Source organism: Streptococcus sp. HMSC072D05, assembly GCF_001815805.1.
GTDB lineage: Bacteria > Bacillota > Bacilli > Lactobacillales > Streptococcaceae > Streptococcus.
In genome coordinates, this window is sequence record NZ_KV822037.1 from 30,588 (window position 1) to 49,582 (window position 18,995).

Consider the following 18,995-nt stretch of genomic DNA (forward strand, 5'->3'; position numbering starts at 1 on the left):
AATGGCTAAAGCTCTTCAAGACAACTTCGGTGTTGTAGAAGGATTGATGACTACTATCCACGCTTACACTGGTGACCAAATGATCCTTGATGGACCACACCGTGGTGGTGACCTTCGCCGTGCTCGTGCTGGTGCTGCAAACATCGTTCCTAACTCAACTGGTGCTGCTAAAGCTATCGGTCTTGTAATCCTAGAATTGAACGGTAAACTTGACGGATCTGCACAACGTGTTCCAACTCCAACTGGATCAGTTACTGAATTGGTAGCAGTTCTTGAAAAGAACGTTACTGTTGATGAAGTGAACGCAGCTATGAAAGCAGCTTCAAACGAATCATACGGTTACACAGAAGATCCAATCGTATCTTCAGATATCGTAGGTATGTCTTACGGTTCATTGTTTGACGCAACTCAAACTAAAGTTCTTGACGTTGATGGTAAACAATTGGTTAAAGTTGTATCATGGTACGACAACGAAATGTCATACACTGCACAACTTGTACGTACTCTTGAATACTTTGCAAAAATCGCTAAATAATTCTTGAGTCGATAAAAGCAAGGCCTTCTGGTCTTGCTTTTTTGTATAGAAAAATGGATGATAGTGTCATCCATTTTGTTTTAATTCTGTTTCGAAAGTATCCGAGAGGGCAGTAAAACTCAATTTTTCTAAGGTAAGTGGATGGGTAAAGGAAAGTCGAAAGGCATGGAGCATGAGCCTGCTTACTTTTGATCTAGAGTTATAGAGAGGATCGCCCAGGATAGGGTACTTATGATGAGAAAGGTGAACACGAATCTGATGCGTTCGACCGGTCTTTAGTTTGCAACGGACAAGGGTAGTCTGATTTGGAAATTGCTTTAATCGACTGATATGCGTTTCAGCATATTGTCCATTTTTTGCATCAACTATTCTTTTTCTACGATCGTGGCGATCACGGCCGATTTTATCTCGGAAGATAAGTTCTTTACTCTCTACTCGCCCTTCTATAAGTGCCCAGTACTCACGAACGATTTCCTTTTTTTCCAACAAATGATTGAGAATGGGTAAGATAAAAGGATTTTTAGCAAAAAGCACTAAACCGCTTGTTTCCATGTCCAGGCGATGAACGACATAGCAGGTTTGACCAACGTAGGCAGAGACATGGTTGAGAAGGGCAATTTCATTAGGTTGATTTCCGTGAGTTTTCATGCCTTCGGGCTTGTTGACGATAATGAGATGTTGGTCTTGATAAATCTCTTGAACGAGGTCTGGATTGCCCCAAAGGATTTCTTTTTGGGGATAATCTTCCTCGTCAAAAGTCAACTGGCAAATGTCCCCTGGCTTGACCATCTCGTTCCAGTGAATTTCTTTGTGGTTAATTAGGATGTTCTTCTTTATTCTCAAAAAATGGCGGATTTTTCTAGGGATGAGGAGTTGTTCCTCTAAGAATTGTTTGACCGTCATTTGAGGCAAGGATTCGGGTAATGTAAATGTGAATTGCATACAGATATTGTAACAAAAAAAGCCCTATTTGGATAGGGAGTAGCTAAATTCTTGAGTTCCTATGGTGAAGATGATAAAATAAACGCATGAAATTAGATAAATTATTTGAGAAGTTTCTTTCTCTCTTTAAAAAAGAAACGAATGAATCAGCGGAGTCTGATTCGACTAGCATGCGCCGTTCACGGAGCGATAGAAAAAAATTGTCCCAAGTAGGCCCGATTCGGAAATTTTGGCGCCGTTATCATCTGACAAAAATTGTCATCATTTTAGGGTTAAGTGCAGGTTTGCTAGTAGGAACCTACCTATTTGCGATAGCCAAGTCGACCAATGTCAATGACTTGCAAAATGCCTTGAAAACGCGAACTCTGATTTTTGACCGCGAAGAAAAAGAGGCAGGAGCCCTATCAGGTCAAAAGGGAACCTATGTTGAACTGACAGATATTAGTAAAGACTTGCAGAATGCTGTCGTCGCGACAGAGGACCGTTCCTTTTATAAAAATGATGGGATTAACTACGGTCGTTTCTTTCTAGCCATCCTTACAGCGGGTCGTTCTGGAGGGGGTTCCACCATCACTCAACAGTTGGCGAAAAATGCCTATCTTTCCCAGGACCAGACCGTTGAACGGAAGGCCAAGGAGTTTTTCCTTGCCTTAGAGTTGACAAAGAAATACAGCAAGGAGCAAATCCTTACTATGTACCTCAATAACGCCTACTTTGGAAATGGAGTATGGGGCGTTGAAGATGCAAGTAAGAAATATTTTGGTGTATCGGCTTCACAACTAACGCTTAATCAGGCGGCTACTCTAGCAGGGATGCTCAAGGGACCAGAATTGTACAATCCATTAAATTCTGTTGAAACTTCGACCAACCGTAGGGATACTGTTTTGCAAAATATGGTTGCAGCGGGCTATATTGATAAAAATCAAGAAACCGAAGCGGCTGGAGTAGATATGGCTTCTCAACTGCAAGATAAGTATGAAGGCAAAGTTTCGGATTATCGTTACCCGTCCTATTTTGATGCAGTTGTCAACGAAGCAGTTTCCAAGTACAATCTCACAGAAGAAGAGATTGTCAACAACGGCTATCGAATCTACACAGAGCTTGACCAAAACTACCAAGCAAACATGCAGGTTATTTACGAAAACACTTCGCTATTTCCAACGGCAGAAGATGGAACGCATGCCGAATCAGGTAGTGTTGCTCTAGAGCCTAAAACGGGTGGAGTGCGTGGAGTTGTTGGCCGTGTAGCTGGTGATGACAAACCAGGCTTCCGCAATTTCAACTATGCCACTCAGTCTAAGCGTAGCCCAGGCTCAACTATTAAACCTTTAGTCGTTTATACACCCGCAGTAGAAGCAGGATGGGCCTTGAACAAGCAACTGGATAATCATACGATGCAGTACAACAGTTATCAAGTAGATAACTATGCGGGTATTAAGACATCTCCAGAAGTACCTATGTATCAGGCCTTGGCGGAATCACTCAACCTGCCAGCTGTTGCGACTGTAAATGAATTAGGTATTGACAAAGCTTTTGACGCTGGGGAGAGATTTGGTCTGAATATGGAAAAAGTTGACCGAGTTCTTGGAGTTGCTCTTGGTGGAGGTGTGGAAACGAATCCTCTCCAGATGGCGCAAGCCTATGCAGCCTTTGCTAATGGAGGTTTGATGCCTGAAGCACATTTCATCACTCGTATTGAAAATGCCAGCGGCCAGATCATCAAGAGTCATAAAAACTCCCAAAAACGAGTGATTGATAAGTCGGTAGCCGATAAAATGACCAGCATGATGCTAGGAACATTTACCAATGGTACAGGAATTAGTTCGTCACCGGCAGATTATGTTATGGCTGGTAAAACAGGTACGACTGAAGCTGTTTTCAACCCAGAATATACAAGTGACCAGTGGGTGATCGGCTATACTCCGGATGTGGTAATCAGCCACTGGCTCGGTTTCCCAACAACAGATGAGAACCATTATCTAGCAGGTTCGACCTCCAATGGAGCAGCCCATGTCTTTAGAAGTATGGCTAATACCATTTTACCTTACACTACAGGTAGCACTTTTACAGTTGAGAATGCTTATAAACAAAATGGTATTGAACCAGAAAATACGAAAAAGCAGGTTGTTGAAAATGAGACAAACCAGTCTGAGGACCCAATAGGAGATATTCGTAGTCGTGCACAAAATCTTGTAGATGAAGCAGGTCGTGCGATTTCAGAAGCTAAAATAAAAGAAAAAGCCCAGACAATATGGGACTCAATCCTTAATCTATTTCGTTGTAAGTGGTAAGAGTTTTTAGAAAATCAAATAATTCAATATTTTTAGGAGAACAGAGAAATCTGTTCTCTTTTTTGTTCGCTTAAAATTCTATTTGAGAGGAGTTCAACGATGGTAGGATTAGAGATTGTAATGAATTTAGACACGTTAGAAATCTTTGACGTTATCGATCATGATAAGAATGGAAACAGCGAACAAGCGCCTAAAACCATCCAATTAAGCTTATTTGACTCAATGACGTGCATTTGAAGAAGGAGATAAATTAGGATGGACAGAGAAGCGCTATACAATGAATTAATTCAAAGCGAACCATTAGGATTCATTGATCCATTTTCTGACCTTGGCGAATTCGATCCTCTTCAGATGAAATTTAAACAACCCGTAAAGGACTTGATTAATCGATATTCAGGACAACCTTATAGCTTGGCCTGGCAACATAAAATTATGGAAATGCGGAAGTTGTTTATTGCCTATCAGATAGCATTAAATGAAGAAGATAAGCAGATTAACTTTCAGAGAAGAACAAGAAGCGAAGAGTCCAAAGAACATGCTACAACTATTGTAACAACCTATTTGAAGCTGGGATTTAGTTTTAAAGAAATTGAGAAGCGTGTTTCTTTATCGTACAAACAACTTCGTCGAGGGTGGAAAAGAAGTGATCACATCATGACAAATAGTCCTGAATTTTATGGCAAAAGGGACTTATCCGAAGGTTACTGTTTACCGAGTAAAAAGCTACCTAAAAGTATGAGAATCAATGAGGAGTAATTATCATGAAAGAAGCAGTATTAAAGAAAGGTATTTGTCAAAAATGCGGATGTACTTGGACTACCCCTTGTGTTGATGAAAAATGGGGTAGTTGTTGGTGGATGGATCGAGATGAGACTATTTGTAGCCACTGTTTTTTGGGGTTTAATGATGAAAGAAATTAAAAATCATATGAAATTTCTAGATCTGTTTGCAGGTATCGGTGGCTTTCGTCTTGGTATGGAGTCCGCTGGTCACGAATGTATAGGATTTTGCGAAATAGACAAATTTGCAAGAGCTAGCTACAAAGCTATACACGATACGAAAGGAGAAATAGAACTACATGACATCACAGCAGTATCAGATGAGTCTATTCGAAGAATCGGACGTGTGGACATTATCTGTGGAGGATTTCCGTGCCAGGCTTTCAGCATTGCAGGAAACAGACGAGGTTTTGAAGATACACGAGGAAGTCTCTTCTTTGAAATTGCAAGGTTCGCATCTATTCTCAGACCTAAATATCTATTGCTTGAGAACGTCAAAGGACTCCTCAACCATGACGGAGGAGCTACATTTGAAACCATCCTCGGAGCCTTGGATGAATTGGGGTACAATGTGGAATGGCAAATCCTTAACAGCAAGGATTTTGGAGTACCCCAAAACAGAGAACGGGTGTTCGTTATCGGACATCTTAGAGGAGAATGTACCAGAAGAGTTTTTCCTCTCTCAAAAAGTTGCCAGCAAGCTAATTCAATCAAAAAGCAGTACAGCAATACCATTACAACCAGATATGGCAACTCACAAGGAGCAGGGGCGTACATTGTTGAAAGTAAATCGCAGAAAGTGAGGTCTATCGGAAACATCCATCCTTCAGGAAATGGGATGAATGGAGAGGTTTATGAATCAGCTGGATTGGCTCCCACACTCACAACCAACAAGGGAGAGGGGCAAAAGATAGCCATACCTGTTTTAACTCCTGATTGCACGGATAAACGACAAAATGGGTGCAGGTGTAAGTCTAACGAAGAACCTATGTTTACTTTGACTACGCAAGATAAGCATGGAATTCTAATCGCAGGGAAATTGCCTGGAAATCATGACCAAAACTCAAGAGTATATGATACAAATGGACTAGCTCCCACTCTATCCACAATGCAAGGTGGTGGGCAAGAACCTAAAATAATCCAACGTGGTCATGGTTATAACCAAGGTGGAGAACATGACATCGCTCCTACTTTAACTAGGAATAGCTATCAGGAAAATAATTATTTATCAGATGGATTTAGGATCAGAAAGTTGACACCTCGTGAGTGTTGGAGATTACAAGGATTTCCAGATTGGGCTTTTGATAAGGCGCAAGAAGTGAATAGCAACAGTCAATTATACAAGCAAGCAGGAAATAGCGTGACTGTGAGTGTCATTGCTGCTATCGCAAAGGAATTGGAAATACTTATAGAATAGTTGCTATCAGAAGAATTGTTGAATAAATGAGGAAGAACATAAGAGGAAAGAAATATGAAAAATACAGACTGGAAAAAAATTACACAAAGACCCCTTACTAGCGAAGAAAAAAAGGAATACGGAGATGAAGTTGAATTCATGTGGGACGGGAAAACCCCTGAATTAGACGAAGAGGTTCTTGTTTACACAAGTGAAAGCGAAGAAGTGTATACAGATATCTGGGTTGATTTTAACGATGGCATTGGTTTTGAAAATACTTGTAGTAATGTTATTTATTGGATGAGTTTCCCAAAACCGCCTGAAATCACTGTTACATATCCACGCTTTGTGGACGTTGACCGAAATGGTGTTTTTCAAAAGGTGTTTGAAACATCTAATGGAAATGAGGAGTGGTGTTCTCCTACTGGACGTGAGTTACAAGAAGGTCCGGATGTTATGGACCACTGGCTCGAATACGAGGACAGTGAAGGTGAACTTCACTACGGTAGATAGTTTCTATCACCATTTTATTTGTTAGTTTATTTATTTTAAAAGCCTAGAAATAAGCAAGGAGGAAATTATATGATTTTTGGTTTTATTGTATTGTTTGTTGTAGGAGTGTACATTTCGTTCGATGGAGTACTTATCATAGCTAAAAATACAGACATTAGACTTGGCTGGAGTGGTGAGAAAGATTTCTTTTTTTCTCTAAGTCCTTGGGAATGGATGTGGAGTATCTTTTTAATTATTGTCGGAGGGATAATGATTTACTTCTCATCTATTGAGTTGTTACCGTATATTATAAGTTCATTTGAATTAAAATAGGAGGCATAGTATGACAGTATTGTATTATTATTTTTTCATAGCAAAGGATAGATTGAAATCCATAAGGGAAAACATTCTTTATTCTAAGAGTTTGCGGAAAGTGCTGGGTAATATAGTTCTTTGCTTTATCTCGCTTATCGCTATTCCTATATCTTATTCTCGGTTTCTAATATATCTCGCCAACTGGATTTTAATGTCGTTAATAAGTTCTGGATTAATTGAGAATAAAATAATGCAGTTCATGTTATTGGGATTGTTTTTTATCTTTCTCATTGAAATAGTCGGTTTACTCATTATCTCAGTGTTGGGATGGATGGCTTTATCTTTTTGGATACTAGTAAGGTAATATTATGAATTTTTTTGGTAAAGAATTACAGAATAAGAAAGAAAAAAGGGTTGCAAATTTACCAGACAGTAAAAAAGAATCCGTAAATTTTTTAAAGTATAGTTTAATGATCTTGTTAGCAATGATACTGGTAGTTGCTCTGCTATATATTTTCAATGCTGAACTACTTTTGAGATTACTAGATTTTATATTTGAAATTTTCCAAAAAATTCTTGATTTATTTTCTGAGGTGACTGATTTTCTATTTAGAGTATGGGCATCTCCACTATCACTGTTTAAATAGATTAGAGCTTTTGGAAAAATATTTTATAAGTGTATTTGATTTCAAACTATAACTAGTGAAGGAATATGAGAGACCTAAAAATCATGAAAAAGATTGATTTATTAAAATGCTTATCCATCATCACAAAAGACGGATTAAGAACACAAAAATTTAAGAATAGCCATTTACAGCTCATCAATTCAACTGAAGAAGGAAGACGAGGATCTGTATTTGCTTATCGTTCAAAAGCAAATATGGTGAAGGCACGTGGTGTTGTTTTAACCTCTGTTGAATCATTGCTGGAGAACCAGGGTCAATTTACACACTGGACTCCTAACGTATATTGCTACGGAAGCTATAGTGATGCTGGTCGACGGATTACACGTGGACACTCTGAAGATAATCTTAGACAGATTAACACATTCTACATTGACTTTGATATTACATCTGCAGCTGAAGAAATGACGACAGGAGATATTTTAACTACTTCCTTGGAGCTAGGTTTTATGCCGACGTTGATTCTAAAATCTGATAAAGGATTTCAAGCCTATTTTGTCCTATCAGAATCGGCCTATGTTACAGCTCATTCCCAATTTCGAGTGGTAAAGGTGGCTAAAGCTATCTCTCAAAATTTGAGAAATTATTTTGCTCAAACTTTACCAGTAGATATGACCTGTAACCATTTTGGAATTGCTCGGATTCCTCGAACTGATAATGTTGAATTCTTTGATGCTGACTATACCTATTCCTTCCAGGAGTGGTTAGATTGGTCGATGAAGCAATCAGATCTTCCCTTTCCAAGCAAAAAGCCCAATTTGACGGTTATTTCAGGTTCTGAAGGTGTGAAACAGATTGATGAACCCTGGTATCAATTGCTGATGAGAGAGGGAAATATCAAGGGTGGAAAAGCCCTGATGGGAAGAAACAATGTTCTTTTCACGTTGGCTTTAGCTAACTTCTCTTCAGGAATCGATCAAGGAGAGTGTGAGGAAGTTCTTTCTAACTTTAATGCAAATCTAGATGAACCACTCTCTTCAGCTGAATTTCATAAGATTATCACAAGCGCCTACTCAGGAAAATATGAAGCTGCTAGTCGTGACTATGTGATGACTTTATGTAAAGCATGGATTAACCAGGAACTCAAGGCTTCAGATCTCTTTGTGAAGCAACGTTGGTACAAGTTTAAGAAGAAACGTGCAGATAGAAAGAATAGTCATCTCTATGAATGGAAAACAGATGTCATGGCCTATTTAGAAGTCTTCTATCAATCTGAGGATCCATTTATCCAGACGACGAAAAAAGAGATACGAGAGAAGTTGAACATCCCTGAGCGCTCATTGGATAAAGTATTGAAAGTTCTCAAAGCAGAACAAAAAATCTTCTTCACAGTCAAACACGGGCGTGGAGGAGGCATCAGATTAGCCTCTATCAAATCAATCTTGCTTTCCCTTATCCAGGTGAAGAAAGAACGTCAGGAGGCTTATATGGCCAATATTGCTGCTTTCTTTGAAGAAAGTATAGAGTTTACTCAGAGAGCGATAGAAAGGGTTAAAGATGGCTTTAAACAAACACAACAACTATCCCTATTTGAACTTGATATTGGATAATCAAAAAAACCCGTCAACTGCCTTACATTTATATCTACGATTATTACAAGGATATACATGTACATAAAATAACCTATGGAGGAATGATATGATTTTAGTTATAGTTGGATTATTTAGCCTTATATTTGTTGGAGGAGTTTTATTAATTGTCTCACTTATAGGGATTCGTCAACAAGTTCGTTTTGAAAATGGATATGATGATGAGTTAGAGACAGATCAGCTGGCAATGATTGGCCAAAATAGAAAGTGAGAAGAAGAATGAAGTACGTAATTTTCAGTTTTGAATTAGGTGACTATATTTGTAATGGGGAGAATAAAGTTTTAGTTTTTGATACCTTGGGACTAGCTTTTCAGTATCTTCAAAAACATTACCGTAAACCACTTCCTGAACAAAGAAAAAAGAGATTGATTCACTATCCAGATGTGTATCAAGCTCCGTTTAGACTTCTAAAAGTTTGTTAGGAAGGGGAAAGGTCGATGTCAGAGTTATTCAAAATTATTCGAGGTTATTACCTAACAGGGGTTGGTCAGGAACCATTGGCTTATTATTTTAAACTTTCATCGGATAACTTAAAATTTGAGTCTGTTTCTGCAGGTGATGTCGCTTTAACTTTCTATCAAAACGAGGAGAGTATTTCTAGCATTCCAGCGATTATTAGAGTAGATAGTGTTATCTCGAATGATAAAATGATTTCAGATTACCTGCAGGAGGAGTTGAGAGATCATTATCCAATGTTGCCAATTGTCCGTGTATTAGACTCTGAGGAATTTGATCCTTTACTCTTTCAAGATGTGATGACAACTTTCACTAACTTGAAATCAGAAATAAAAGAATTGGCCAAGATTGATTATGTTCAAGGATCCATATTTGATTTTATGGATGAGGAGGAAATAGGATGAGAGAGCTTTTTAGACACATTAAGTTAGCTTTAGGGGCTATTCTTGTCATTTTAGTTGTGAGTCTCGCAGTTCTAGGAGGGTATAGGGTGTATAAAGATCATTTTATCTTAGATTATGATCTTCACCTTACTCAGAGGGAATACCAGAATACTGTACTTGATCAAAATGTAAATCTAGTATTTTATAAAAAAGATTGTCCTTACTGTCAGGTTGGAAAGAGTGTAGTTGTAGATGCAGCCAATAAAGGTTCTTATCCTACATTTTACATTGACACTCAGACAGAAGAAGGTCAAAAGTTGGTAGAAAAATACCAGGTTGAAAAAGCTGCAACTATCATCAAAATTCGTAAGGGAAAAATAAAGAAATATCTATATGCTTCGAGGGATTCAGAGGAAAAGATTGTAGCAGATGAGAAAGCAATCCAGGAGGCCCTAAATGACTAAAAGAATAAAGCTGAGTAAGTGGGCCGAGACAGCTTTTCAAAGATTGAAATATGTTTAAGGAGGTAGTATGTATCAATTTTTAAATGCTATTGCGCATGGCGTGGTTGGAACTTTCTTGATTGCGATCTGGTTCGTACCGCTCTTCAGGATAACTATATGTGATAACTTTGGAAATGAAATCAAAACGAAAAGGCTACCATTAGCGTTCTTAATGTTACTAAAAAGTGTTTGGCCGAAAAGTAAGGTTTCATTTATTTGGAAAGGATATAAGAAGCATGAAGATCAGAGATAAGGTATTGTTCTAAAAACAAAAATTCACATAAAGTAGAAAGGATATATCCACTATGATAGATACAATCAAGCGCTGGATTGAAAAGATAAAATCTAGCCCAATTTTGAAGCCATTTATTAAGACTAAAGTTTGGTTTCAAGAGAATATTATTAAGAGAAAATTAGTTATTTTCTCAATGTTATTTTTGACCTGGTTAAGCCTTTTGATGGGAGCGATTTTCTCGCCACAAAGACAAACATATACCTCAGAACAACTCAAAACAAAGCAGATTTTTGCGAATGGCAGTGGTGAGATGAAACTTGTTAGCCAGGAATATTCACCAGATACTGGAATTATTGTTTTACAATTTGAGACGAAAGATGCTACGACTTCGATAGATCGGGGCATCGATGCCAAACGATTGAAATGGAAACTCTATGCGCAACATAAAGACTCAAAAATAGAGATGGATGTTGTGCCAATCATTGATAATAAAGTATCAGTTATTATTAAAGGAGTTCCGAAAAATTTTGGTGCATTTGCGATCGATGTGATGAATCAGACAGTCTCTTCTAGCTCAATTGATGTGAATATTTCATCACCATCCAGTGATTCTAAAAAGGTTTCTCAGAAGAAATCTGGGGAAGATGACACTGTACAATTTTTTGTAACTCCTCAAAATCCTCAGCTTGAAATCAAAGCTATTGAAGTTGTCTCCAGAGAAGAATTTACTCTTCAGGAAATCGAAAAAGAGATCAATTTCCAGAATGAACAGTCTCAAAAATTGACGACATCAATTGCTCAATTGAAGGAATCTATTGAAGATGATAACTCACGAAAAGCGAGTCTTCAAGCAGAAGCAAAATATCTAACAGGTGATGATCTTGAAGCCAATCAAAAGAATATTGCTACGCTGGATACAAACATCGAAACGAAGAATAGAACCATTGAAACAGCCTATAAAAACATTGAAAAGTTGAAGGCTAAATTGGAGTCTTTGGATAAGAAAAAACAGGCAGTTAAAGATGGGACATTTGAATTTTCAAACCCTATTGAAACTGTAGAAATGAATTAAAGTAAGGTAAAATAAAATGAAAAATTTAATTAAAATGGTAAAAGAAACTGATAAATTGGGATATAAATTATCTGCAATTTGTGGAGTGAATTGGCTGGTTGGTCAGTTGTTTAAATGGCAATATTTAGTGTTTGAAATGATAGCGTGTGCTGTTCTGATTAAAGAAATTTCAGCAATACTTGAAATTAGTTCAAATTATTTAGTGTCTTTAATGAGTTTATTTATCTTAGCTAGTCCTTTTTTGAAGTTGCGTTTTGGAGTTGAGAGATTTATTTTTTACTTCATGAGAAATTTTGTGTTATTATGGATTTTTTCGAAAGCATTGGATTTTCCATTTCAAGAGAATGAATCTGAATTATGGATTTTAATTTTTCTTTTTAGTATTGGTATTTATCAGTTTATGAAGTGGTTTCAAGCAAAACTATTTCTACGATATTTATTTAAAAATGTCTTGAATAAGGACTATCTTGGAATCCGAAAATTAAGAGACGAGTTACCTCCTAAAATCAATCTTCTTACGGATGCTGATGAAGGTGATGCAAACCAACGAATGATTACGATTAATCAGCGAGCAGTAAAAAAGGATTATCAAGATATTGTAGAATTAAGTTTTTTGAACTATAAAAGATTTACAGGTCTTTCTCATTATAGAGTAACATGGAAAGGTTTTGAAGCTCCTTTTAAGTCTCCTTTGAAAAAGGGATTTTCTGATGTAGATGAAATGTATCATTTAGTGTTTAGTGTATATCCTTTTGGGAAAAAACATGATTTTTATTTCGAGTTGATTCAATTTAATGTAAGTAAAAAGAGTGCATTTTCTATGAAAGGCGAGTTCGTGTTTACCAACAAATAGTAGTCAAAAATCTCCTTAATTTTTGAATTAGGGGGATTTGTTTTTTATGGTTGTCCCTTTAAAAAATTTTTTTTAGTTATCTTTTATACTAGAATCAATCAAAAAAAGAAAGGCAGAAAAATGAAAGAACAACTTAAATTAGCACCAAAGGAGAATCAACCAGTTAGAAAGCATCGTACTGTATTCACAAGTACAAAAGGTTTGCTTAGAAAACAAAAATGGGTTGCGCTGGATATTGATGAATATGGAATAACCTATCGTAGTAATCCAGGATATAAAGGAGAAATGTTTTCTTCAATGTACCTCGTTTTACAGGAAATTAAAATTAATGAACGTTCTTTCACATTAACTATCAAGAAAAATGATCATGAAGTTTATGTGATTGATTTGAAAAAGCTAGATGGCGATTTGTGGAGCAACTTCCAAATTATAAAAGAAAAAATTGCCAGCTTTGCAGGAAATAAATTAAGGGATTAAGAAATACGAAATTAGAAAAAGGAGAAGTAATCATGGCTAAAAATGATTTAACAAAAATTGATAATCAACTAGAAGAGGCAAGGAAAAAAGTTGCCGTTTTGGAACAGGAACGTAAAGAAGCAGAAGAGAATCTTCAAAAACAAATTGGTAAAATTTATGTTCAAATTCAATTGAAGAAAAATAAAAATCAGTCGTATGAATCAATTTTTGAAGAGTTAAAAATGGAATTAAATCTCATCAAAGAAGAGGAAAAAGAACAACGTTTAGCAGCTAAGAAAAAGCGTGAAGAAGGAAACTTTCCAGCTGAAAATCAGTCTTAATTTTTGAGTTTTGAACTTCCGAATGAAGTCAAAAACGGTGTAAGCAAAAGTGTGTAAAAAGGAAAAACAGTGTAAGTATAACACCTATAAAGTGTGTAAAGGTAAGTATAGCATGTGTGTGTAAGTAGGTGAAACCGAGAAAATTACCGGTACCGGAAACGTTGATACTATCAACTCCACACGCTTCGTGGGGACAGTTTCCCTTATGCTCTTTTCTAACACAACACACCTAAAAAGGACCTTAGTCCCTCTGTGTGTGTTAGTGTGTTGAAAAACCGCAAAAATAGAACCGTGTCGGTTCGTGATGTTGCGAGGTTGAAGTTTTCTTTTTTGCTTCTTTTGGCTTTTGCTTCGACAAAAGAAAAAAGAAGGGCGCTGTTTTTTAGAAAGGAAAATTTGAAATAATGGCAAATATAAAACAAAATCGAATTGAGATTAGAGGGCTTACTGATGATGAAATTAATTATCTAAAAGCACTCGCAGAAAAAAATAAAGCTAAGTCATTTAATGATTTTCTGCTCTCAATCTGTCGTGAAAAAATTGAATACGGAAAATTTAATCGTGCTCAAGATTTATATGTTGCTCATTTGGAAAATATGAAATTAGCTTCTGACCATGTTCTGGAACAAATGAAAAAACAGACCAGGATACTATCTGAATTTGAAAAAAAAATGAATCGTTTTGGCGATCATATTTCACGTTGGTTAGAGTATGAAGGAGAGGTGGAAAGTGATGCCTAAAGAAATCAAAATCAGAAATATACCTGATGATATGTTTGAACAACTTCGAGATATTTCCAAAAAATATAACTATCCAAGCTTTAATGAGTTTATGTTATCGCAAGTTCAAAATATCGTAATGAATGACGGATTGAATTTGTACAATAACCAATTTGCGGAAACATTATCTGTCATCAAAGAACAACAAAGTCAGATTTTAGATTTGATGTTGAAGAATGAAATTTCTCTTTCAGCTTTAAATGTTAAACAAGATATTGTAAATGATCTAACTACAAATTGGTTACATTTTATGGATGATGTATCTGCACTTGAAGCTGAACGACGGTCAGGTGGTGTTTAACAATGAAGAAGAATAAATCTCTGTTCATCATTCTCATTTTTCTTGCAATCTTTATCGTACAACCTAACAATTTTAATGCTATCAAATCTGGCTTAACACAAAATGATATCCCGAATCAATTGAACATAGCCGATTCAGCTGAAGAAAAAAATTCCGACTCAAATTTGAATCCTACTCTGAAAAATGATGATTTGAAATCGAAGGAGTATGATGGAAAAAATCAGGTGATTGTCGTCAATGAAAAATCACAATTTACAAAGAGCGAATTGAGTTTAGAAAATGGCAGCTGGGAAAAATATTCTGATCTAGATTTTTTAAATCGTGTAGGAATTGCTGAAGCGATGTTGGGAAAAGAATTGATGCCAACAGAAGACAGAGAATCTATTTCGTCTGTCACACCGACAGGGTGGAAAAATAAAAAAATAATTTTCAACGGGAAAGAAGATTATTTATATAATCGTTCTCACTTAATCGGTTTTCAATTAAGTGGAGAAAATGCGAATGCTAAAAATTTATTTACAGGTACACGTGCTTTAAATGCAAATTTTGAAGATGAACAATCATCAATGGTCTACTATGAAAATAAAATTGCTAACTACATAAAAAATACGAACCATCATGTTCGCTATCGAGTAACTCCCATCTTTAGAAATGTGGAATTAGTTGCTAGAGGAGTTCGTATGGAAGCACAAAGTATTGAAGATGATGAGATCTCATTTGATGTGTATATCTTTAATATTCAACCAGGATATAAAATCAATTATTTGACAGGATCATCTCAGAAAATTTGAGGAGGGAAAAATGAATCCAAGACTTAGCTTATATTTTAGCGAAGAAACACATGAAAAATTTAAGGAAATAAAATCCTACTTGAAACAATCGTCAGCTTTGCAGAAACAGTATCGAAATAATTCAGCAACGCTTGTCACTTTGATTGAAGTTTTTTATAAACTTTTTATTGAATTAGGAGAAGGAAAAAATTTCTATGAGCGACTGACTCAGCTGGAAAAAAATTTGGGGTATACCTTTGATTCTGGAAATGATAACAAGGCAATTCATCGTCAACTTGATCAAATTCTCTATCTAACGCTAACCAACTTTCATGCTATTACGAAAGATGATTTTGATGTTCAAGAATTGGAATCTATTCATTCACGATTGGATCCTACACAACATGAATTGATGGCACGAATCAACGATATTATTCAAGAAGATATTGCACGTGGTCAAACTATCAAACATTCTCATTGAGGTACAGTAAATGGTAGATATTGTTGAAATCTATTTAGAAACAGGAGATTTTCATGAAGCGGTGAAACAGTCAGGGCTGCCAACTCATATAGCTCATTTGAAATTAATAAAGAGTGGCTGCCTTAAAATTCAAGATAAAATTCAGTATGGTTCTAGGACAGCTAAGCTCGGGGGAATGGCCGAGGAGCTTTTTCAAAAGTATGTTCCAGATGCAACGGATGCGAATAAGTATTTCAAGAAAAATAATCCGGTATATGATTTTTGGCTAGATGGTCTAACGATTGATGTAAAATACAGCTCATTGTATAAAAGGAAAAACGGGAACTCCCATCACTGGCAATTGAGGACAAAAGGAAATCAAGATTTTATTGTCGCCTTTTTAGAACGAGAAAGTGGTTCAGAGTTAGAAAAACCAAATATCTTATTGATTCCCATGCAATTTATTGAAGAGCAAAAAGAATTACATATTTCTCAATCAGGACGGTGGATCAATGATTTTCAAGTTGAACCTGAAGAATTACAACCGTTATTAAAAGACTATGCTCTTTTAAGAAAAAATGGACTATTTTAATTCAAAGAGAGGAAAATAATGAACGTATCTTCTAGTCCAAGTATTACCTTCATGCTGCAATATACAGAAGCAAATAGTGGGTTTGTAGACTACACCAATAGAGACGAAGCTGTCGAGGTTGATAATGAATTAAATTTAGAAACGCACAGACAAAATATTGAGTCTCTAACTGAAGATGAACTGCAAAAAATCCAAGCTGAAGTTCCAGAAACAAAACTTAATTTCCAGGAGTACATCGATTATATGAATCGTTCTTATGCTACTGAAAATCAAAATGAAGAGATGACAGCGATTTTTACAAAAGAGGCCAATTACTTGCAGCGTAGCAAAGTAACTGAATTGAAAAGTAAGTTAGAGCAAGCTTATCAAAATGGCTCTCTTCTATGGCAGGGTGTTATCTCTTTTGATAATGATTTTTTGGCCAAGGAGGGATTATATGATCTGGAAACTGGGAAAGTTGATCAGCAAGCTATCAAGTCGGTCATACGTGAAGCATTGCCAAGATTGATTGAAAAAGAAGGATTATCCGACTCATCATTTTGGTGGGCTAACATTCACTTGAACACGGATAATATTCATGTGCATTTTGGTTTATCTGAAGTTGAATCTGCAAGAGATAAATTTTTCTATCGGCCACGTGGACGAATGGAATATAGAGGTAACTTTTCTCAGAAAACCATTGAGCGTTTTAAAAGTGATGTTTTTCATGGTCTGTTGAATGAACAGACTAGAGGAATGATTGTTCGACGAGAACAAATCTTGGCAAATATCAGAAGTGAGTTGATCAATTCTGTGTTTAGAGATCAGAAGGTTCGTTCTTCGGCTGAAAAAAAATTTTTGGAGCAGGCTTACAACCATTTGCCAATGGATAAAAAATGGCGTTATGGATCAAATGCAAGAGATTTTGCAGTCAGCAAATTCTTCATCGACCGCTATCTGGATTCCTATTTAGAAAATGATGGGAAAGAGCTATATCAAGAATTTCTGAAAGAAACAAAGGACTTCCTAGAAACTTATAGAGGAGCTTATTCAGCTGAAAAAAAATCAACCTACGAAAAGATTCGGAAAGTTGATGGTCGTTTTGAGAAAACACAACAGGAGGCTGCAGGCTATCATCTGCAGCAATTAATAGCGAGTCGAGAGAAGGAATTGAGAGAACGACTAGCAAATAAGATCTTGCACCTATTTCGTGAGAATGCTCCTGAAATAGCTGACGTTCGGCTGGAAAAAAATTTGGCCAATTTCTCAGTAAAGAATCAAAAATTAATTTTAGCCCAGGATCCTAACGCAAGTGTTATCAAAACACTAGATGCCTGGAAAAAATTGGGTTATGATCTAAAAGATGGGGCGAAACCTCTTGAAATCACAAAACCAGTCTATGCTGCTTATGATAAATACGGAACAGGTTTGGGACGTCCTGAATATGTTACGGTATTAGTTTATGATGTGAGTCAGATGAAAGAAGACTTGCTGGAGAAGCAACTTAGTTTAAGAGACTTGTCGCTATTTTCTTCAGCTGATTTGAAAGAACTTGTAGAAGCAGCTAAAAAGAAAAGTGATCGATCATTAAAAGAACGCCAGGAGCTAGGAACATTTCGCTATGCTTTAAAATTGAGTTTATTGGAGGAAAAGCAGAGTAGTTTATTAGTTCGTAAAACTCTTTTTGATCAAATTCAACCACTTGAAACCGATAAACCATTTGTTGAATTAAAAAAGAAGGAGATTCTTCAAAGACTGAAGCTGACTGAATTGCAGCTGACTCCAAATTATAAACTGGGTGAAGCGGATCAATCACTGAAACAAACTCTTTCTAACCAGTTTGAAGATAGTGTTTCATTTTCTATAGAAAAGGCTGACTCATTAACAATTCAAGCCCCTATTAAACGTTTGAAGGAGGAATTAGCTGCAGTTCAACCTCTTCAAGATGAAGGAGTTTTGACCCTCTTAAAGGGCTATCCTGTTACGAAAGATAGCTACATAGAAGAGTTACAGACACATATCTCCATTTTCCAGCTGAAGCATCAGATTTACAGTCGAAACAAGGAAATTTCACAAACGACTGATCAAACTACTATTCAAAAATTAAAACAGGAGAATGCGAAAGGATTTTCTGAGCTCAAATCACTCTATCAGAAATTGTTGCCAGAGGAGGAAAGTAATCAGAAAAGTCAGTTAGCTCAAGCTGTTTCACAGAAAATGCAAGAAAGAAAGGTCCTACAAAGAAAAAATATCCAACAATCCCAAGGTAAAGCAATCATCAATACAGATTTCATGAGAAATCTGACCAATTCTCTTCAAAGGGCTCAACGTGCAAATAAAAAAGCCCTCATGGAACGTGAGAGAAGCGATGAGAGACAAGAACTGGAGGAAAAAGGACAAAGTATATAAAGGTCATTGTAAAAGCAATGACTTTTTTTGTTGAAAATGGAATTATATTGTCCCTTTAACTGTGATTTCTTTATTATTGCATAGAATAGAAAGATAAAAAGAGAAAGGAGAAGAAAAATGAAGCTATTATTTCCAGATGTCTCAGTTGAAGACTTTGATTTCTCAGCCGAATGGCTAATTACGGCAATGAATGCTGATAGCAAGCAAGTGAATTTTGAGGGTCAAGGAAGAAATTCTGATTTAGAAATGGTTCTAGATTTTAAGGAAAATTCTGAGCTATTTGAATCTTTTTCAGTAGGGGAATTGGTTCACTTAGATCCAGAAACGTTTCTACAAGCAGAGAAAGAGCCGTATAAACCACAGTATGAAGGATTTTAAGGAGA

25 protein-coding genes and 1 pseudogene are annotated in these 18,995 nt (G+C 36.4%); 25 read left to right on the plus strand and 1 reads right to left on the minus strand.

Translation table 11 applies throughout. The annotated features are described in order from the left end of the window. Positions 1 to 535, plus strand: a pseudogene (locus HMPREF3057_RS05545) (glyceraldehyde-3-phosphate dehydrogenase); the annotation flags it as partial. Positions 536 to 601: 66 nt separating this feature from the next. On the opposite strand, the gene HMPREF3057_RS05550 reads toward HMPREF3057_RS05545, so the two are convergent. Then, positions 602 to 1,477, minus strand: coding sequence for an RluA family pseudouridine synthase (locus HMPREF3057_RS05550; protein WP_080976186.1), 876 nt, complete (start codon positions 1,475 to 1,477; stop codon positions 602 to 604). Positions 1,478 to 1,563: 86 nt separating this feature from the next. Between HMPREF3057_RS05550 and pbp2a the strand changes: the two genes are divergently transcribed. The 24 genes from pbp2a to HMPREF3057_RS05665 all read left to right on the plus strand — a co-directional run bounded on the left by pbp2a (position 1,564) and on the right by HMPREF3057_RS05665 (position 18,990). Further along, complete coding sequence (pbp2a, locus tag HMPREF3057_RS05555) at positions 1,564 to 3,768, plus strand: penicillin-binding protein PBP2A (RefSeq protein ID WP_070696785.1); 2,205 nt, start codon at positions 1,564 to 1,566, stop codon at positions 3,766 to 3,768. 255 nt (positions 3,769 to 4,023) lie between these two features. Further along, positions 4,024 to 4,524 (plus strand): modification methylase Sau96I, encoded by a 501-nt coding sequence (locus HMPREF3057_RS05560; protein WP_070696786.1) that lies wholly within the window; start codon positions 4,024 to 4,026, stop codon positions 4,522 to 4,524. A gap of 5 nt (positions 4,525 to 4,529) precedes the next feature. Beyond that, positions 4,530 to 4,688 carry a hypothetical protein gene (locus HMPREF3057_RS10300; RefSeq protein WP_164497031.1) on the plus strand — a complete coding sequence of 53 codons (159 nt, stop codon included), beginning with the start codon at positions 4,530 to 4,532 and terminating at the stop codon, positions 4,686 to 4,688. A 7-nt stretch (positions 4,689 to 4,695) separates the two neighbouring features. Next, on the plus strand, positions 4,696 to 5,964 hold the full coding sequence (locus tag HMPREF3057_RS05565; protein ID WP_049510626.1) for a DNA cytosine methyltransferase: 1,269 nt from the start codon (positions 4,696 to 4,698) through the stop codon (positions 5,962 to 5,964). Between the two features lie 54 nt (positions 5,965 to 6,018). After that, complete coding sequence (locus HMPREF3057_RS05570) at positions 6,019 to 6,456, plus strand: hypothetical protein (RefSeq protein WP_049510616.1); 438 nt, start codon at positions 6,019 to 6,021, stop codon at positions 6,454 to 6,456. A gap of 69 nt (positions 6,457 to 6,525) precedes the next feature. After that, positions 6,526 to 6,768 (plus strand): synthase, encoded by a 243-nt coding sequence (locus HMPREF3057_RS05575; RefSeq protein ID WP_070696787.1) that lies wholly within the window; start codon positions 6,526 to 6,528, stop codon positions 6,766 to 6,768. A 350-nt stretch (positions 6,769 to 7,118) separates the two neighbouring features. Further along, positions 7,119 to 7,397 (plus strand): hypothetical protein, encoded by a 279-nt coding sequence (locus HMPREF3057_RS05585; RefSeq protein WP_070696790.1) that lies wholly within the window; start codon positions 7,119 to 7,121, stop codon positions 7,395 to 7,397. An 83-nt stretch (positions 7,398 to 7,480) separates the two neighbouring features. Further along, positions 7,481 to 8,983: a primase C-terminal domain-containing protein gene (locus HMPREF3057_RS05590; RefSeq protein WP_070696791.1), complete on the plus strand. Its 1,503-nt coding sequence runs from the start codon at positions 7,481 to 7,483 to the stop codon at positions 8,981 to 8,983. Between the two features lie 88 nt (positions 8,984 to 9,071). After that, on the plus strand, positions 9,072 to 9,233 hold the full coding sequence (locus HMPREF3057_RS10305) for a hypothetical protein (protein ID WP_180364452.1): 162 nt from the start codon (positions 9,072 to 9,074) through the stop codon (positions 9,231 to 9,233). Between the two features lie 8 nt (positions 9,234 to 9,241). Then, positions 9,242 to 9,445 carry a hypothetical protein gene (locus tag HMPREF3057_RS05595; protein ID WP_000878299.1) on the plus strand — a complete coding sequence of 68 codons (204 nt, stop codon included), beginning with the start codon at positions 9,242 to 9,244 and terminating at the stop codon, positions 9,443 to 9,445. A 15-nt stretch (positions 9,446 to 9,460) separates the two neighbouring features. Further along, the gene (locus HMPREF3057_RS05600) at positions 9,461 to 9,883 is read left to right on the plus strand and encodes a hypothetical protein (protein ID WP_070696793.1); all 423 of its coding nucleotides are present in this window, start codon (positions 9,461 to 9,463) and stop codon (positions 9,881 to 9,883) included. Further along, positions 9,880 to 10,326, plus strand: a complete 447-nt coding sequence (locus tag HMPREF3057_RS05605; protein WP_070696796.1) for a thioredoxin domain-containing protein — start codon at positions 9,880 to 9,882, stop codon at positions 10,324 to 10,326. Before HMPREF3057_RS05600 ends, HMPREF3057_RS05605 begins: the two co-directional genes overlap by 4 nt. 67 nt (positions 10,327 to 10,393) lie before the next feature. Further along, on the plus strand, positions 10,394 to 10,618 hold the full coding sequence (locus HMPREF3057_RS05610; RefSeq protein WP_070696798.1) for a multidrug transporter MATE: 225 nt from the start codon (positions 10,394 to 10,396) through the stop codon (positions 10,616 to 10,618). A 52-nt stretch (positions 10,619 to 10,670) separates the two neighbouring features. After that, complete coding sequence (locus HMPREF3057_RS05615) at positions 10,671 to 11,672, plus strand: hypothetical protein (RefSeq protein WP_070696807.1); 1,002 nt, start codon at positions 10,671 to 10,673, stop codon at positions 11,670 to 11,672. A 16-nt stretch (positions 11,673 to 11,688) separates the two neighbouring features. Next, positions 11,689 to 12,525, plus strand: a complete 837-nt coding sequence (locus HMPREF3057_RS05620; RefSeq protein ID WP_070696809.1) for a hypothetical protein — start codon at positions 11,689 to 11,691, stop codon at positions 12,523 to 12,525. A 120-nt stretch (positions 12,526 to 12,645) separates the two neighbouring features. Further along, positions 12,646 to 13,002, plus strand: a complete 357-nt coding sequence (locus tag HMPREF3057_RS05625) for a hypothetical protein (protein ID WP_070696810.1) — start codon at positions 12,646 to 12,648, stop codon at positions 13,000 to 13,002. 32 nt (positions 13,003 to 13,034) lie between these two features. Beyond that, the gene (locus HMPREF3057_RS05630) at positions 13,035 to 13,322 is read left to right on the plus strand and encodes a hypothetical protein (RefSeq protein ID WP_070696812.1); all 288 of its coding nucleotides are present in this window, start codon (positions 13,035 to 13,037) and stop codon (positions 13,320 to 13,322) included. Positions 13,323 to 13,726: 404 nt separating this feature from the next. After that, positions 13,727 to 14,062, plus strand: a complete 336-nt coding sequence (locus HMPREF3057_RS05635; RefSeq protein WP_070696814.1) for a hypothetical protein — start codon at positions 13,727 to 13,729, stop codon at positions 14,060 to 14,062. Beyond that, the gene (locus HMPREF3057_RS05640) at positions 14,055 to 14,402 is read left to right on the plus strand and encodes a hypothetical protein (RefSeq protein WP_070696815.1); all 348 of its coding nucleotides are present in this window, start codon (positions 14,055 to 14,057) and stop codon (positions 14,400 to 14,402) included. The genes HMPREF3057_RS05635 and HMPREF3057_RS05640 overlap by 8 nt, the downstream gene beginning before the upstream one ends. 2 nt (positions 14,403 to 14,404) lie before the next feature. Further along, positions 14,405 to 15,193 carry a DNA/RNA non-specific endonuclease gene (locus tag HMPREF3057_RS05645; RefSeq protein WP_061409477.1) on the plus strand — a complete coding sequence of 263 codons (789 nt, stop codon included), beginning with the start codon at positions 14,405 to 14,407 and terminating at the stop codon, positions 15,191 to 15,193. A gap of 10 nt (positions 15,194 to 15,203) precedes the next feature. Then, a complete protein-coding gene (locus tag HMPREF3057_RS05650) occupies positions 15,204 to 15,653 on the plus strand; it encodes a hypothetical protein (protein ID WP_070696817.1) in 450 nt (149 codons plus the stop codon). A 10-nt stretch (positions 15,654 to 15,663) separates the two neighbouring features. Beyond that, positions 15,664 to 16,224, plus strand: a complete 561-nt coding sequence (locus tag HMPREF3057_RS05655; protein ID WP_070696819.1) for a hypothetical protein — start codon at positions 15,664 to 15,666, stop codon at positions 16,222 to 16,224. Between the two features lie 18 nt (positions 16,225 to 16,242). Further along, on the plus strand, positions 16,243 to 18,612 hold the full coding sequence (gene mobP2, locus HMPREF3057_RS05660; protein ID WP_070696821.1) for a MobP2 family relaxase: 2,370 nt from the start codon (positions 16,243 to 16,245) through the stop codon (positions 18,610 to 18,612). Between the two features lie 117 nt (positions 18,613 to 18,729). Continuing rightward, entirely contained in the window at positions 18,730 to 18,990 is a 261-nt protein-coding gene (locus HMPREF3057_RS05665) for a hypothetical protein (protein ID WP_070696824.1), read from the plus strand. Positions 18,991 to 18,995: the final 5 nt, after the last annotated feature.

Bases quoted from the DNA above. Each gene is read 5' to 3' on its own strand.
- HMPREF3057_RS05550 (WP_080976186.1), bottom strand. From the start codon at position 1,477: ATGCAATTCACATTTACATTACCCGAATCCTTGCCTCAAATGACGGTC.
- pbp2a (WP_070696785.1), top strand. From the start codon at position 1,564: ATGAAATTAGATAAATTATTTGAGAAGTTTCTTTCTCTCTTTAAAAAA.
- HMPREF3057_RS05560 (WP_070696786.1), top strand. From the start codon at position 4,024: ATGGACAGAGAAGCGCTATACAATGAATTAATTCAAAGCGAACCATTA.
- HMPREF3057_RS10300 (WP_164497031.1), top strand. From the start codon at position 4,530: ATGAAAGAAGCAGTATTAAAGAAAGGTATTTGTCAAAAATGCGGATGT.
- HMPREF3057_RS05565 (WP_049510626.1), top strand. From the start codon at position 4,696: ATGAAATTTCTAGATCTGTTTGCAGGTATCGGTGGCTTTCGTCTTGGT.
- HMPREF3057_RS05570 (WP_049510616.1), top strand. From the start codon at position 6,019: ATGAAAAATACAGACTGGAAAAAAATTACACAAAGACCCCTTACTAGC.
- HMPREF3057_RS05575 (WP_070696787.1), top strand. From the start codon at position 6,526: ATGATTTTTGGTTTTATTGTATTGTTTGTTGTAGGAGTGTACATTTCG.
- HMPREF3057_RS05585 (WP_070696790.1), top strand. From the start codon at position 7,119: ATGAATTTTTTTGGTAAAGAATTACAGAATAAGAAAGAAAAAAGGGTT.
- HMPREF3057_RS05590 (WP_070696791.1), top strand. From the start codon at position 7,481: ATGAAAAAGATTGATTTATTAAAATGCTTATCCATCATCACAAAAGAC.
- HMPREF3057_RS10305 (WP_180364452.1), top strand. From the start codon at position 9,072: ATGATTTTAGTTATAGTTGGATTATTTAGCCTTATATTTGTTGGAGGA.
- HMPREF3057_RS05595 (WP_000878299.1), top strand. From the start codon at position 9,242: ATGAAGTACGTAATTTTCAGTTTTGAATTAGGTGACTATATTTGTAAT.
- HMPREF3057_RS05600 (WP_070696793.1), top strand. From the start codon at position 9,461: ATGTCAGAGTTATTCAAAATTATTCGAGGTTATTACCTAACAGGGGTT.
- HMPREF3057_RS05605 (WP_070696796.1), top strand. From the start codon at position 9,880: ATGAGAGAGCTTTTTAGACACATTAAGTTAGCTTTAGGGGCTATTCTT.
- HMPREF3057_RS05610 (WP_070696798.1), top strand. From the start codon at position 10,394: ATGTATCAATTTTTAAATGCTATTGCGCATGGCGTGGTTGGAACTTTC.
- HMPREF3057_RS05615 (WP_070696807.1), top strand. From the start codon at position 10,671: ATGATAGATACAATCAAGCGCTGGATTGAAAAGATAAAATCTAGCCCA.
- HMPREF3057_RS05620 (WP_070696809.1), top strand. From the start codon at position 11,689: ATGAAAAATTTAATTAAAATGGTAAAAGAAACTGATAAATTGGGATAT.
- HMPREF3057_RS05625 (WP_070696810.1), top strand. From the start codon at position 12,646: ATGAAAGAACAACTTAAATTAGCACCAAAGGAGAATCAACCAGTTAGA.
- HMPREF3057_RS05630 (WP_070696812.1), top strand. From the start codon at position 13,035: ATGGCTAAAAATGATTTAACAAAAATTGATAATCAACTAGAAGAGGCA.
- HMPREF3057_RS05635 (WP_070696814.1), top strand. From the start codon at position 13,727: ATGGCAAATATAAAACAAAATCGAATTGAGATTAGAGGGCTTACTGAT.
- HMPREF3057_RS05640 (WP_070696815.1), top strand. From the start codon at position 14,055: ATGCCTAAAGAAATCAAAATCAGAAATATACCTGATGATATGTTTGAA.
- HMPREF3057_RS05645 (WP_061409477.1), top strand. From the start codon at position 14,405: ATGAAGAAGAATAAATCTCTGTTCATCATTCTCATTTTTCTTGCAATC.
- HMPREF3057_RS05650 (WP_070696817.1), top strand. From the start codon at position 15,204: ATGAATCCAAGACTTAGCTTATATTTTAGCGAAGAAACACATGAAAAA.
- HMPREF3057_RS05655 (WP_070696819.1), top strand. From the start codon at position 15,664: ATGGTAGATATTGTTGAAATCTATTTAGAAACAGGAGATTTTCATGAA.
- mobP2 (WP_070696821.1), top strand. From the start codon at position 16,243: ATGAACGTATCTTCTAGTCCAAGTATTACCTTCATGCTGCAATATACA.
- HMPREF3057_RS05665 (WP_070696824.1), top strand. From the start codon at position 18,730: ATGAAGCTATTATTTCCAGATGTCTCAGTTGAAGACTTTGATTTCTCA.